General features: G+C 62.5%; 13 protein-coding genes. 5 read left to right on the top strand and 8 right to left on the bottom strand.

Translation table 11 applies throughout. The features are described from left to right. Positions 1-4: 4 nt before the first annotated feature. The gene (glnA, locus tag ACWA13_RS07960) at positions 5-1345 is read right to left on the bottom strand and encodes a type I glutamate--ammonia ligase (RefSeq protein WP_463937593.1); all 1341 of its coding nucleotides are present in this window, start codon (positions 1343-1345) and stop codon (positions 5-7) included. A 229-nt stretch (positions 1346-1574) separates the two neighbouring features. On the opposite strand from glnA, the gene panB reads away from it, so the two are divergent. After that, the gene (gene panB / locus ACWA13_RS07955) at positions 1575-2483 is read left to right on the top strand and encodes a 3-methyl-2-oxobutanoate hydroxymethyltransferase (RefSeq protein WP_463937592.1); all 909 of its coding nucleotides are present in this window, start codon (positions 1575-1577) and stop codon (positions 2481-2483) included. A gap of 21 nt (positions 2484-2504) precedes the next feature. Here the strand turns inward: panB and ACWA13_RS07950 are convergent, their stop codons facing one another. Next, the gene (locus ACWA13_RS07950; RefSeq protein ID WP_463937591.1) at positions 2505-2672 is read right to left on the bottom strand and encodes an SPOR domain-containing protein; all 168 of its coding nucleotides are present in this window, start codon (positions 2670-2672) and stop codon (positions 2505-2507) included. Between the two features lie 50 nt (positions 2673-2722). Between ACWA13_RS07950 and map the strand changes: the two genes are divergently transcribed. From map to ACWA13_RS07935, 3 genes are read left to right on the top strand one after another with little or no spacing between them, the layout of a single operon-like run. Continuing rightward, positions 2723-3601, top strand: coding sequence for a type I methionyl aminopeptidase (gene map / locus ACWA13_RS07945; protein WP_463937590.1), 879 nt, complete (start codon positions 2723-2725; stop codon positions 3599-3601). A 60-nt stretch (positions 3602-3661) separates the two neighbouring features. Beyond that, complete coding sequence (ppgK, locus tag ACWA13_RS07940) at positions 3662-4465, top strand: polyphosphate--glucose phosphotransferase (RefSeq protein WP_463937874.1); 804 nt, start codon at positions 3662-3664, stop codon at positions 4463-4465. Further along, positions 4462-5220: an SDR family oxidoreductase gene (locus ACWA13_RS07935; RefSeq protein ID WP_463937589.1), complete on the top strand. Its 759-nt coding sequence runs from the start codon at positions 4462-4464 to the stop codon at positions 5218-5220. The genes ppgK and ACWA13_RS07935 overlap by 4 nt, the downstream gene beginning before the upstream one ends. A gap of 69 nt (positions 5221-5289) precedes the next feature. Here the strand turns inward: ACWA13_RS07935 and nrdR are convergent, their stop codons facing one another. The 3 genes from nrdR to ACWA13_RS07920 form a co-directional block, all read right to left on the bottom strand. After that, positions 5290-5787: a transcriptional regulator NrdR gene (gene nrdR / locus ACWA13_RS07930; protein WP_463937588.1), complete on the bottom strand. Its 498-nt coding sequence runs from the start codon at positions 5785-5787 to the stop codon at positions 5290-5292. 100 nt (positions 5788-5887) lie between these two features. Beyond that, positions 5888-7270, bottom strand: a complete 1383-nt coding sequence (gene hisD / locus ACWA13_RS07925; protein WP_463937587.1) for a histidinol dehydrogenase — start codon at positions 7268-7270, stop codon at positions 5888-5890. 10 nt (positions 7271-7280) lie between these two features. Then, entirely contained in the window at positions 7281-7682 is a 402-nt protein-coding gene (locus ACWA13_RS07920; RefSeq protein ID WP_463937586.1) for a hypothetical protein, read from the bottom strand. Positions 7683-7997: 315 nt separating this feature from the next. Here ACWA13_RS07920 and ACWA13_RS07915 point away from each other — a divergent pair, with 315 nt between their 5' ends. After that, complete coding sequence (locus tag ACWA13_RS07915) at positions 7998-8468, top strand: flavin reductase family protein (RefSeq protein WP_463937873.1); 471 nt, start codon at positions 7998-8000, stop codon at positions 8466-8468. Here the strand turns inward: ACWA13_RS07915 and dnaE are convergent. From dnaE to lspA, 3 genes are read right to left on the bottom strand one after another with little or no spacing between them, the layout of a single operon-like run. Next, positions 8465-12022, bottom strand: coding sequence for a DNA polymerase III subunit alpha (dnaE, locus tag ACWA13_RS07910; protein ID WP_463937585.1), 3558 nt, complete (start codon positions 12020-12022; stop codon positions 8465-8467). The genes ACWA13_RS07915 and dnaE overlap by 4 nt on opposite strands. 58 nt (positions 12023-12080) lie before the next feature. Further along, positions 12081-13007, bottom strand: coding sequence for an RluA family pseudouridine synthase (locus ACWA13_RS07905; RefSeq protein ID WP_463937584.1), 927 nt, complete (start codon positions 13005-13007; stop codon positions 12081-12083). Beyond that, on the bottom strand, positions 13000-13563 hold the full coding sequence (gene lspA / locus ACWA13_RS07900; RefSeq protein WP_463937583.1) for a signal peptidase II: 564 nt from the start codon (positions 13561-13563) through the stop codon (positions 13000-13002). The genes ACWA13_RS07905 and lspA overlap by 8 nt, the downstream gene beginning before the upstream one ends. Positions 13564-13623: the final 60 nt, after the last annotated feature.

Genomic DNA, 13623 nt, shown 5'->3' with positions numbered 1-13623 from the left:
GGGCTTACAGGATGCCGAGATTGCGCTGCAACTCATAGGGCGTGACCTGGAGCCGGTAGTCCTGCCATTCAGCGCGCTTGTTGCGCAGGAAGTGCTCGTAAACCTGCTCGCCCAGGATCTGGGGCATAAGCTCGGAGTCTTCCATGGCGCGGATGGCGTCGTGCAGGCTGGCCGGAAGGGGATCATGTCCCATGGCACGGCGTTCGGCCGAACTGAGCGACCACACATCGTCTTCGGCAGCGGCGGGCAGTTCGTAACCTTCTTCGATTCCCTTGAGGCCTGCACCAAGCAGTACCGCGTAGGCGAGGTAGGGATTGGCGGCAGAGTCGATTCCGCGGTACTCGATCCGGGCCGACTGGCCCTTGCCCGGCTTGTACAGCGGAACCCGGACCAGTGCTGAACGGTTGTTGTGGCCCCAGCTGAGGTAGCTGGGGGCCTCGCCGCCGCCCCACAGGCGCTTGTACGAGTTGACGAACTGGTTGGTCACTGCGGTGAATTCCGGCGCATGCTTGAGGACGCCGGCGATGAACTGCTTGGCCGTCTTTGACAGCTGGTACTCCGCGCCGGCTTCATAGAAGGCATTGGTGTCGCCTTCGAAGAGCGAGAAGTGCGTGTGCATGCCCGAGCCCGGGTGGGCCGTGAACGGCTTGGGCATGAAGGTGGCGTAGGTGCCCTGCTGGAGTGCTACTTCCTTAATTACGGTGCGGAACGTCATGATGTTGTCAGCTGTCTGCAGCGCGTCAGCGTAACGGAGATCAATTTCGTTCTGGCCGGGACCGGCTTCATGGTGGCTGAACTCCACGGAGATTCCGACCGACTCCAGCATGGTGACCGCGGTGCGGCGGAAGTCCTGGGCAACGCCACCCGGGACATGGTCGAAGTAGCCGCCCTCGTCTACCGGGATGGGCGAACCGTCCGGGCCGGGCTGCTGGGACTTGAGCAGGTAGAACTCGATTTCAGGGTGTGTGTAGCAGGTGAAGCCCATGTCCGCGGCCTTAGCCAGCGTCCGCTTGAGGACGTTGCGGGGATCGGCGGCGGACGGCTCGCCGTCCGGGGTAAGAATGTCGCAGAACATTCTGGAGGTCTGTTCGGTTTCGCCCCGCCAGGGCAGAATCTGGAAGGTGGCCGGGTCCGGCTGCGCCAGCATGTCCGATTCGAAGACACGCGCCAGTCCTTCAATGGCCGAACCGTCAAAGCCCAGGCCCTCCTCGAAAGCGCCTTCCACCTCAGCAGGCGCCAGGGCGACGGACTTGAGGGAGCCGACCACATCGGTGAACCACAGGCGTACAAAACGTACGTCGCGCTCTTCGATTGTGCGCAGAACAAACTCTTGCTGGCGGTCCATGGTGGCCTCTCTCGCGTCTACAGTCTTGCCCCGGGTCCGTCATGAGAAAGCCGGCAGCAGTTCACGAATCACTGTACTAAGCATTCGCACCGAATGCGGGCACGAAGCGCTCGAACACCTGCAGGCCCTGTTCCGGTTGTTTCTGTTACGCCATTTGTATGCCGCTGCCGGGGAGTGGCCAAACGCCGCGCGGTGGATATGGAAGGACACCCGGCATTACGCTCTAGCCATGTCCACAAGCAATAATCCTGAGTCCAGCGCGTCCACCGAAGTACCCGCACCTTATGGCAACGGTCCGGCCGGACCGGCTCCGGCGGCGCCGGCCGCGGGCGCGCCCAAAGCACCTGCACGGGTGCGGACGCACCACCTCCAGCAGGCCAAGGACAACGGCCGGCGCTTTGCGATGCTGACAGCGTACGAGCAGTACACGGCAGAAATCTTTGACCAGGCCGGTGTGGAGGTGCTGCTGATCGGCGACTCCGCTTCGAACAACGTCTTCGGCAACGACACCAGCATTCCGGTCACCGTGGACGAGCTGCTCCCCCTGTGCCGCGCCGTTGCGAGGTCCGCCCGCCGCGCGCTCATCGTCGCCGACCTGCCTTTCGGCAGCTACGAGGTCTCCCCGCAACAGGCCGTGGCCACCGGAGTCCGCTTCCTGAAGGAAGGCCTGGCCCACGCCGTCAAGATCGAGGGTGGCAGGTTCTATGCGGAGACCGTCCGGGCCATGGTGCAGGCCGGGATCCCCGTCATGGCCCACATTGGCTTTACGCCGCAAAGCGAACATTCCTTGGGCGGGTACCGGGTCCAGGGACGGGGCGAAGACGCACAGCGACTTATTGACGACGCCGTCGCTCTGGCTGATGCCGGGGCCTTCAGTGTGCTGATGGAAATGGTCCCCGCAGAGACTGCGGCCGCCGTCGATGCCGCCGTCCGCGTCCCCACGGTGGGCATCGGCGCCGGAAACGCTACAACAGGCCAGGTGCTGGTGTGGCAGGACATGGCGGGCCTGCGCGGCGGGAAGATGGCCAGGTTCGTCAAACAGTACGCCGACATCCGCTCCACCCTGCACGATGCGGCCACGGCTTATGCAGATGACGTCCGCTCCGGCCAGTTCCCCGGACCGGAACACTCCTTCTAAACGGCCGCGGCCTGGGCCGCCTCAGTCGTCCTCGTCCTGCTTGTCCCAGGCATCGTTGCGCGCCCGCACCTTTTCTATCGCGTGCTCGGCTTCCTCGCGGGTCTTGTAGGGCCCAATCAGCTGGCTCCAGTCTGACAGGGCGTCTTCCTCGACTTCATGGGTGTTGACGTTGTACCAGTACTCGGTCATTGCTCTGCCTTCAGTTATAGGTGTTACGCACCGCCTTATATGATCAATCTATGCCTTCCCTTGCCTCGACCGCACCCCCCGGTACGCTGACCCGCGGGACCGTGAACCCGCAACTGCCGGTGCCGGCATCCATCCCCCGTCCTGAGTATGTGGGTAAGCCTGCCCCGGCGAAATTCACCGGCTCCGAGGTCAAGTCCGCCGAGACGATCGAAAAGATCCGGATCGCCAGCAGGATCGCGGCACAGGCAATTGTGGAGGTAGGCAAGCACATCAGGCCAGGCGTCACCACGGACTCCCTCGATCGTGTGGGCCACGAATTCCTGCTGGACCACAAGGCTTACCCGTCCACGCTGGGATACCGGGGCTTTCCCAAGTCGCTGTGCTCGTCACTGAATGAAGTTATCTGCCACGGAATCCCGGATTCCACGGTGATCCAGGACGGCGACATCATCAACATCGACATCACCGCCTTTATCAACGGCGTCCATGGCGATACCAACTACACCTTCCTGGTGGGTGACGTTGACGAGGAGTCCCGGCTGCTGGTCGAGCGCACCCGGGAGTCGCTGAACCGGGCCATCAAGGTGGTTGCCCCGGGCCGTGAGATCAATGTCATCGGCCGGGCGATCCAGTCTTACGCGAAGCGCTTCGGTTATGGAGTAGTGCGCGACTTTACCGGCCACGGAGTGGGTGAGGCCTTCCACACCGGGCTGATCATTCCGCATTATGATGCCGCTCCCGCTTACAACACGGTGATTGAGGCGGGCATGGTGTTTACCATTGAACCCATGCTGACGCTCGGTACCATCGAGTGGGACCTGTGGCCGGACGACTGGACTGTCGTCACCAAGGACCGCAAACGGACTGCGCAGTTTGAGCACACGCTGCTGGTCACCGAGTCCGGCGCCGAGATCCTTACCCTCCCCTGATCCTTGCGGGAAACCGCCAGCATCGCCACCTTGCCCACCCCTGCCACGAACGGAAACACATTGGCCAAGAAGGATGAAAAGTCCCATAAAAACTCCCCCCTGATCGGCATCGACATCGGCGGTACGGGGATCAAGGGAGGCATCGTCGACCTCAAGAAGGGCAAGCTGCTCGGCGAACGTTTCCGCGTACCTACACCGCAACCGGCCACCCCTGAGGCGGTAGCTGACGTTGTGGCCCAGGTGGTTGCCGAACTCGCACTGCGTGAGGACGCTCCCGATCCCAGTGCACCGGTGGGTGTCACCTTCCCGGGCATCATCCAGCACGGCGTGGTGCTCTCCGCTGCCAATGTGGACAAGGCCTGGCTGAACACTGATATTGATGCCCTGCTCACCGAGCGCCTGGGACGTCCCGTGGAAGTGATTAACGACGCCGATGCCGCTGGTCTGGCCGAGGCGCGCTATGGCGCGGGTAAAGGTGTGGACGGCACGGTCCTGGTGATCACGCTCGGGACGGGCATCGGCTCTGCCTTCATTTTCGACGGGCGCCTGGTTCCCAACGCTGAACTGGGCCACCTTGAGATCGACGGTTTCGACGCCGAAACGAAAGCCTCAGCAGTTGCCCGGGAACGCGACGGACTCACCTGGGACGAATACAGCGTCCTCCTGCAGCGCTACTTCTCGCACGTGGAATTCCTGTTCTCGCCGGAGCTCTTTATTGTGGGCGGCGGCATCTCCAAACGGGCTGACGAATACCTGCCCAACCTCAGGCTTCGGACGCCGATTGTGCCGGCCGAGCTGAAGAACGAGGCCGGGATCGTCGGCGCAGCCCTCGAAATCGCAGTTAAGCACAAACTCAGCAAATGATGCCGCAGGACCGTACTGTCACCATCGTGACCGGTGCCAGCCGTGGCATCGGTGCCGCGATCGCCCTGCGGGCTGCGGGCCAGGGTCACGCCGTCGTAGTGAACTACTCCAACGATGCCGAGGGCGCCCGTTCAGTGGTGGACTCCATCATCAACGACGGCGGAACAGCCGTGGCAGCCCACGCGGATATCAGCGATCCTTCAGCGGTCAAGGACCTCTTCAACCTGGCTGAATCCCTGGGTACGGTGACCGCCGTCGTTAATAACGCGGGTATTACCGGGAATCTGATCGGCCCGCTGGTGGACGTACCGGCGGCTACGGTCCAGCGCGTGCTTGATGTCAATGTGGCGGGCCTGCTCTTTGTCTGCCAGGAAGCCGTCAGGAGGCTCAGCACGCTGCGCGGCGGAGCCGGCGGCACCATCATCAACATCTCGTCCACGGCTACCAAGGCGGGCTCCCCCGGAACCTGGGTGCACTATGCGGCGTCCAAGGGTGCCGTTGACGTGTTGACCACCGGTTTGGCCGCGGAGGTGGCGCGCGAGGGCATCCGGGTCAACGCCGTGGCGCCCGGCAGCACCAACACCGGGCTGCACGCTGCCGCGGGAATGCCGGACCGCGTTGAACGGCTGAACCCCACTATTCCGATGGGACGCGGGGCGGAGCCGGATGAGGTCGCAGCCGCCGTAATGTGGTTGATGTCCGCAGAGGCCGGCTACATTACAGGAGCCATCCTGCCGGTCTCCGGAGGGCGCTGAATACTTCGGGCCATGCCGGAAGATGGCCGGTGGCGGCTGCGGCTTCCCCTCCGCTGCCGCCACCGGAATTTAGAGGGCGCTTTTCTCCGGGTTCCGCGGCGCCGCAGACTCAGGTCCGGATTCGGCCTCGTGGCGGAGGATGGCGATAGCCGTTTCAAAATCCTCAAGGGATTCGAACGCCTGGTACACGCTGGCAAAACGCAGGTATGCCACCTTATCCAGCTTCTGCAGGGGACCGAGGATCACCAGGCCGACTTCATGGGCATCAATTTCGGCCGCGCCCGAGGCCCGGATGTTCTCTTCGACTTCCTGGGCCAGCAGGGCAAGATCATCCTCGCTGACAGGCCGGCCCTGACAGGCTTTACGGACACCGTTGATGACCTTGCTGCGGCTGAACGGTTCGCCAACGCCTGACCGCTTGATCACCGACAGACTCGTGGTTTCCACGGTGGTGAACCTGCGGCCACACTCCGGACATTGCCTGCGCCTGCGGATGGACGAGCCGTCATCCGCCATCCGGCTGTCCACCACGCGGGAATCGGGATTGCGGCAGAAGGGACAGTACATTCGTGATTCCCCATTCCGACAGAAGACTTTTCCGGATGCAATTTTACAACTACATGTTGCGGAATAACAAGCCTGTAATTACCACATGTAGTAGTCAGGTCTATTGTGGCCCGGCAGCGTTGAAGCGGACAGTCACGGCATCGCCATGGGCCGGCAGCCCCTCGGCCTTGGCCAGGCTGACAATGTGCCCGCTGACCTTCCGAAGCGCGTCCGCGCTGTAATTGATGACCTGGATGGCGCGGAGGAAGGTGGTGACGTTCAGCCCGGAGGAGAACGCTGCCGTTCCGCTGGTAGGAAGCACATGGTTGGACCCGGCGCAGTAGTCACCCAGGCTGACGGGACTGTAGTCGCCAACAAAGATGGCACCGGCGTTGCGTACCCGGGCGGCAACAGCCGGGGCGTCAGCAGTCATGATCTCAAGGTGTTCCGCCGCATAGGCGTCACAGGCGGCAATCCCCTGATCCAGGTCGTCAACCAGCACTACACCGGACTGGGCCCCCGACAGCGCGGTCCGGACCCTCTCCGCGTGCCGGGTGGAGCCTGCCTGGCGTTCCAGTTCAGTCCTGACTGCCGCTGCGAGGTCTTCAGAGTCGGTGATAAGTACCGAGGCCGCGCCCGGATCGTGCTCGGCCTGGCTGATGAGGTCCGCAGCGACCAGGTCAGCCCGCGCACCGGAATCGGCAAGAATGGCAATCTCAGTGGTACCGGCCTCGGAGTCGATTCCCACTGTGCCTTTGACCAGCCGCTTGGCAGTGGCCACAAAGATGTTGCCCGGCCCGGTCACTACATCTACAGGTTCGATGGCCGGCCCGGACTCGTCCGCCGGAACGCCGTAGGCAAACGCGGCGATTGCCTGCGCCCCGCCAACCGCATAGACCTCCGTGATGCCCAGGAGTGCAGCGGCTGCGAGGATAGTGGGGTGCGGCAGTCCGCCGAAATCTTTCTGCGGCGGCGATGCCAGTGCAATGGACGGCACCCCCGCAGCCAGTGCCGGCACCACGTTCATCACCACTGACGATGCCAGGGGTGCCAGCCCGCCGGGAACGTACAGGCCCACCCTGGAAACCGGAACCCAGTTCTGGCTGACCACGGCACCGTCGCCAAAATCAACGTCCACGTTGCGGGGCCGCTGCCGGTCCGCAAATTCGCGCGCCCTCCGGATCGACTCTTCCAGGGCATTACGGACGTCGGCAGGCGCAGCGGCCAGGGCTTCCGCAAGGGCAGCTTCCGGAACCCGGGGGTGAAGCTGCTCGACGCCGTCGAAAGTACTGGCAAGCCGACGGAGACCGGAGAGTCCCTCGCTGCGGACGGTCGAGATGATGCCCCGGACGGCTTCCTCAGCATCTGCCGTGGTTTCCTGCCGGACACGGGGTACCGCGGCCCGCATTTCCGCCAGTCCCAGGCTCTTGCCCCGAAGGTCAACGGTACGGAAGGTCAGGGTGGATTCAGGCTGCCCTGCGGAAACGTCAGAAGAAAGGCTCACCCGATCCATTTTACTCATCCGCGTCGTGGTTGGTGGATGCAGGGCGCCCGACGATGCTGAGCAGGCTCGTCACGAATGTCGCTATAGCCGTGGCCGCGGGCCACACCAGGAGGACCGGGAGGGAGCGCAGGGAAAAAGCGATGCTTGCATTGGCTGTTGCGTCCAGTGGCTCCCCCCACCACGCCGCTGCCAGCATCCCCGTACGCCAGGCGATGACAGCTCCCAAGAGCCCGCCGGCCAGCGCAAAGGCGAACTTCAGCTGACTGAACCGCATGATCTTGCCGGTAAGCACAACGCCGGAGAGACATCCGGCAAAAAGGAACAATCCCGCAAGCGTCAGGTCGCGGGGAAGCCAGGCGGCAGTGTCCAGCCCGGTGGCCAAGGCAGGGTCACCACCAGTTACCAAGTTCAACCCCGCGGGCGCCAGGATCCACCACAACGGACCAATAGCCACTCCAGCAACCGCGGACCAGGCCAGCCACCGCCAAGGAAGACCGGACCGTCTCCTATGCCTGCGGTTCGCCGGCTCCGGGCCAGCACTGTTGTGGAGTTGAGTCATGGAACAAACCTTAACAAACCTGCCGGTCCTTGCCCGCCACGACGTCCCAGGTAACCAAGTACCGTCGGGCCCTTTAGCGGTCATAGGGTTGGTGCCAGACTTAGGAGCAGGGATACGGATACGCAGGGAGTTCAAACGGTGGCGCCAAACCAGCCGGCCTACGGGGTGATGTTCAGGGAGATGTTCCGCCGCCATGCGGCCGGAGTGGCTATCATCACGGCCAACTTCGATGGCAAGCCCTTCGGCTTCACGGCAACATCGGTGGCCTCACTGTCCGCCGAACCACCCCGGTTCACGTTCAACATGGCGCGGAGCTCCAGTTCCTGGCCGGCCGTGGCAAATTCAAGCTACATCGGCGTCCATATGCTGGGCCTGGAAAACCGCGGACTGGCCGACAGGTTTGCCCGGACGCGGGACCGTTTCGAAGGAGACCACTGGGCCGAGGGTCCGCACGGCGTCCCCATCCTGAAGGACGTTGCGGGCTGGTTGGTGGGCAAGATCCAAATGCGGATGTCGTTCGAAAACAATGCAGTAGTTGTAGTTGAAGTGATCGACGGCGAGATGGGCGGCAGCGGTTCCCCGCTGCTCTACCACTCCGGAGGCTACAGTCAGCCGGTGCCGCTCGACTACGAAATCTAACTGTCCAGGCAGGCCGGGCCGAGCAACACCTTCAGGTCTCCGAACAGTGACGGCGTGGGGTTAACCCGCAGGTGAACCGGCAGCGCCATGACTTCGATCCGCGAATCCCCCATCAGGTTCAGGCGGACCTCGGAATTGCCACGGTGGTTCTTCAGGACATCTCCCAACTCCGTGACCACCATCTCAGTGGCCTTATGGGTGGGCATGGTGATCACTACCGGGCCGTTTGTTCCCTCGGTGAGGTCAGGTACGGACAGTTCCATGCAGTTCAACGTCACGGCTCCGTCGTCGCGGCGCTGGAGCCGTCCTTTGACCACCACAATCAGGTCTTCAGCGAGGACTGAGGCGATGGGCCCGTACACCTGGCCGAAGAACATCACTTCGATCGAACCGCCCAGATCCTCAATCTCTGCCCTGGCGTAGGCATTACCGCTGGCCTTCGCGATCCTGCGGCTGAGGGAAGTGATCATCCCCGAAATGGTCACGATGGCACCGTCGTGAGGGCCGTCGTCGGCGATCAGTGACGTGATTGACTGATCGGCGTGCTGGCTCAACACCCCTTCCAGCCCCTGCAACGGGTGGTCCGAGACGTAGAGTCCCAGCATGTCCCGTTCGAAGGACAGTTTGTCCTTCTTTTCCCACTCGGGAAGGTCAGGGATCTCGATGCTCAGTGAAGCCTGGGATTCCGCCTCTTCGAAGCCGGCAAAGAGGTCGAACTGGCCGATTGCCTCGTTGCGCTTGAGCGTGATCACGGAGTCGATGGCTTCTTCATGGATCATCACCAGGGAGCGGCGATGGTGGTTCAGCGAGTCAAAAGCGCCCGCCTTAATCAAGGACTCGATGGTCCGCTTGTTGCAGACCACAGCCGGGACTTTCATCAGGAAGTCCTTGAATGAGGTGTAGGCACCCTCTTCTTCACGGGCGGCCACCATAGCCTGGACCACGTTGGAACCCACGTTGCGGATGGCCCCCATACCGAAGCGGATGTCGTTGCCAACAGGGGTGAAATTCAGTGCCGATTCGTTGACGTCCGGCGGCAGCACCGTAATGCCCATTCGACGGCACTCGTTGAGGTAGATCGCTGACTTGTCCTTGTCGTCGCCGACGGAAGTCAGCAGTGCGGCCATGTACTCCGGGGCATAGTGGGCCTTCAGGTACGCGGTCCAATAGGAGATCACGCCGTAAGCGGCGGAGTGGGCCTTGTTGAACGCGTAGTCGGAGAAAGGAAGCAGGATGTCCCAGAGCGTCTTGACCGCTTCCATGGAGTAGCCGTTGTCCTGCATGCCCTGGGAGAAGCCGGCGAACTGCTTGTCCAGCTCGGATTTCTTCTTCTTACCCATGGCACGGCGCAGGATGTCGGCCTGGCCCAGGGAGTACCCGGCCAGTTTCTGGGCTACGGCCATGACCTGTTCCTGGTACACGATCAGGCCGTAGGTGCCGCCCAGGATTTCCGCTAGCGGTTCCTTAAGCTCCGGGTGGATTGGAATGACTTCCTGGATCCCGTTCTTGCGGAGCGCGTAGTCGGTATGCGCATTGGCGCCCATGGGTCCGGGGCGGTAGAGGGCCAGGACGGCGGAGATGTCTTCGAAGTTGTCGGGCTTCATCAGCTTGAGCAGCGAACGCATCGGACCGCCGTCGAGCTGGAAAACGCCCAGGGTATCGCCACGGGCCAGGAGCTCGTACGATGCTTTGTCGTCCAGCGCCAGGGAGTCCAGATCAAGGTCATGGCCGCGGTTGAGCTTGATGTTTTCCAGGGCGTCCGAAATAATCGTCAGGTTTCGAAGGCCCAGGAAGTCCATTTTGATGAGGCCAAGGCCTTCACAGGTGGGGTAGTCAAACTGCGTGATCACCTGGCCGTCCTGGATGCGGCGCATAATCGGAATGACGTCGATGATGGGATCCGAAGACATGATGACACCGGCTGCGTGGACACCCCACTGCCTCTTTAGGCCTTCGATGCCCAGGGCCGTCTCAAAGACCTTGGCAGCCTCCGGATCAGTGCCGATCAGTTGGCGGAAATCACCGGCTTCGCCGTACCGCTTGGAGTCGGGGTTCTGGATGTCCGCCAGGGGAATGTCCTTGGCCATGACCGCCGGCGGCAGCGCCTTGGTCAGCTGCTCCCCCATGCTGAACGGGTAGCCCAGCACGCGCGAGGAGTCCTTGAGCGCCTGTTTGGTCTTGATGGTGCCATAGGTGACGATCATGGCAACGCGCTCATCACCATATTTGCGCGTTACATAGTCGATCACTTCGGACCGCCGCCGGTCATCGAAGTCGACGTCGAAGTCGGGCATGGAGACACGGTCCGGGTTCAGGAAGCGCTCAAAGATGAGGCCGTGTTCCAGGGGATCAAGGTCCGTGATGCGCATGGCATAGGCCACCATGGAACCGGCACCGGAACCACGTCCCGGCCCCACCCGGATGCCGTTGTTCTTGGCCCAGTTGATGAAGTCCGCAACCACCAGGAAGTACCCGGGGAAGCCCATGGAGGTGATGACCTCAAGCTCGTAATCGGCCTGCTTGCGGACCTTGTCCGGGACACCGCCGGGGTAGCGGACGGTCAGGCCCCTGGCCACTTCCTTCACCAGCCAGGAGGTTTCATCTTCGCCGGGCGGGCAGGGGAACCTGGGCATGTAGTTCGCCCCGGTGTTGAAGGAGACTTCACAACGTTCGGCGATCAGCAGCGTGTTATCACAGGCGTCTGGATGGTCACGGAAGAGTTCGCGCATTTCCTGAGGGGACTTCAGGTAGTAGCCACTGCCGGAGAACGCGAAGCGCGAGCCGCCGTTGTCATACGTTGGTTCCAGGAGCGTCGAGCCTGACTGGATGGCCAGCAGCGCCTCGTGGGCCTTCGCGTCATGCTCATGGGTGTAGTGGAGGTCGTTGGTGGCTACCAGCGGAAGATTGAGTTCCTTGGCCAGCCGGAGGAGATCCCCGGTGACCCGGCGTTCAATATCCAGGCCGTGGTCCATCAGCTCGCAGAAGTAGTTCTCTGCGCCAAAGATGTCCCTGAATTCTGCCGCTGCCTCCAGGGCTTCCCGGTACTGGCCCAGCCGCAGGCGCGTCTGGACTTCACCGGACGGGCAGCCGGTAGTGGCGATCAAGCCCTCCGAATACGTGTTCAGCAGTTCCCGGTCAAGACGGGGCCACTTGCCGAACACCGCGTCCAGGGAAGCGATGGAGGAGGCCCGGAAGAGGTTGCGCATGCCGGTGTTGTTGTAGCTCAGCAGCGTCATGTGGGTGTAGGAACCACCGCCGGAGATGTCGTCTTTGCGCTGGTGTTCTTCACCCCAGCGCACACGGCTCTTGTCGGTGCGGGCGGTCCCGGGAGTGACGTAGGCTTCCACACCGATAATCGGCTTGATGCCCTGGTCCGTGGCGCGTTTCCAGAAATCAAAGGCGCCGAACAGGTATCCGTGGTCCGTGGTGGCCAACGCAGGCATTCCCAGGCGCTCAGTCTCGTTGAACAACTCCCCCAGCCGGGCGGCGCCGTCCAGCATGGAGTATTCGGTGTGGTTGTGGAGATGGACAAACGAGGCATTGCTGGAAGTCACCGGGACAGTCTACCGGTCGCTTGAAGCCCCTGCGGGCAGGACACGTAAGACCCGGCGGTCAGGCCTGGCCGCTTTCCAGGAGCTCCAGCGCATACCTTAGATCAGCGGGATAATCGCTGGTTACTTGCACGGGCTCGCCGGTCCGGGGGTGGGCGAAGGTGAGGCTACGCGCATGCAGCCACTGGCGGGTCAAGCCAAGATTGGCTGCCAGCCGTGGATCGGCGCCGTAGGTCAAATCACCTGCACAGGGATGACGAAGCGCGGAAAAATGAACCCGGATCTGATGGGTGCGACCCGTTTCCAGATGTACCTCCACCAGGGTGGCTTTGCCAAAAGCTTCCAGCACCTCGTAGTGCGTGACGGACGGCCGGCCGTCTTCGATCACCGCAAAGCGCCAATCGTGACCGGGGTGCCGGCCGATCGGGGCATCGATGGTGCCCTCGAGCGGATCCGGGAGCCCCTGGACCACGGCGTGGTAAACCTTCTCCACGGTGCGCTCCTTGAAGGCCCGCTTGAGAACTGTATAGGCGTGCTCGGTCTTGGCCACCACCATAACCCCGGATGTCCCGACGTCCAGCCGGTGCACGATACCGGCCCGCTCCGATGCCCCGGAGGTGGAGATCCGGTAGCCGAGGCCCGCGAGCCCGCCCACCACAGTGGGGCCAACCCAGCCCGGCGACGGGTGAGCTGCTACCCCCACCGGCTTATCAATGACGACCAAGTCCTCGTCATCGAACAAGACGTTCAGGCCTTCCACAACTTCCTCCACAACATTCAGCGGGTCCGGGCGTTCCGGTATGGTGACCTGCAGTACGGTTCCCTCTTGGAGCCTTGCCGACTTTCCCACCGGACGGCCGGCATCGAGGACGTTCCCTTCGGCGAGCAGGACTGCGGCGGCGGAACGGGAGATCCCGAGCAGTCCGGCGACAGCGGCATCGGCACGCAGTCCGGAGTGGCCGGCGTCGACAATGTATTCCTCACTCATGGCCGGCTTCCTTGGCTGGATCCTGGCTTACACCATCAAGCGGTATCCCTTTGAGGGTCAGCAGACAAATGATGACCACCGCGGACACCACCGCGGAATCGGCAATGTTGAAGATGGCGAAGTTGGGCAGCTGGATGAAATCCACGACGTGCCCCATGCCGAAGGACGGTTCCCGGAAAAGTCGGTCTGTCAGATTGCCCAGCGCCCCGCCCAGCAGCAGCCCAAGAGCCAGAGCCCACCACTTTGACCCCAACTTCCGGACCTGGAACAGAATAGCCACTGAGACGGCGGCCATCACGATCGTGAACACCCAGGTGATGTTCTCGCCAATCGAAAAAGCTGCGCCTGAATTACGGATGAAGTACCAGTGCAGCAGTGGCGGTAAGACCGGAATCTGCTCGCCTTCGACCATATTGGCCGTCACCCAGAGCTTGGTGAGCTGGTCAAAGACGTAGGCGAAGACGGCAAAGCCCGCAAAAAGGCTAATGAGAACCTTCCGCTGAGGCCGTCGGGCGGCGGAGGTCAATGGGGCGTCGTCGACGGTGTCGTCTGTCATGGTGCTTTCATTCGAGGTAAAACCTGTAGGACTGGAACAGCGAGGTAAAACTGAAGGCCG

This window comes from Pseudarthrobacter sp. TRD_SC_9 (assembly GCF_055361265.1).
Note: the sequence above shows the minus strand (reverse complement) of the source record. Positions and strands in the feature narration are given on the sequence as shown.

Bases quoted from the DNA above. Each gene is read 5' to 3' on its own strand.
- nrdR (WP_463937588.1), bottom strand. From the start codon at position 5,787: ATGTACTGTCCCTTCTGCCGCAATCCCGATTCCCGCGTGGTGGACAGC.
- panB (WP_463937592.1), top strand. From the start codon at position 1,575: ATGTCCACAAGCAATAATCCTGAGTCCAGCGCGTCCACCGAAGTACCC.
- ACWA13_RS07905 (WP_463937584.1), bottom strand. From the start codon at position 13,007: ATGAGTGAGGAATACATTGTCGACGCCGGCCACTCCGGACTGCGTGCC.
- map (WP_463937590.1), top strand. From the start codon at position 2,723: ATGCCTTCCCTTGCCTCGACCGCACCCCCCGGTACGCTGACCCGCGGG.
- glnA (WP_463937593.1), bottom strand. From the start codon at position 1,345: ATGGACCGCCAGCAAGAGTTTGTTCTGCGCACAATCGAAGAGCGCGAC.
- ACWA13_RS07935 (WP_463937589.1), top strand. From the start codon at position 4,462: ATGATGCCGCAGGACCGTACTGTCACCATCGTGACCGGTGCCAGCCGT.
- lspA (WP_463937583.1), bottom strand. From the start codon at position 13,563: ATGACAGACGACACCGTCGACGACGCCCCATTGACCTCCGCCGCCCGA.
- ACWA13_RS07915 (WP_463937873.1), top strand. From the start codon at position 7,998: ATGTTCAGGGAGATGTTCCGCCGCCATGCGGCCGGAGTGGCTATCATC.
- ACWA13_RS07950 (WP_463937591.1), bottom strand. From the start codon at position 2,672: ATGACCGAGTACTGGTACAACGTCAACACCCATGAAGTCGAGGAAGAC.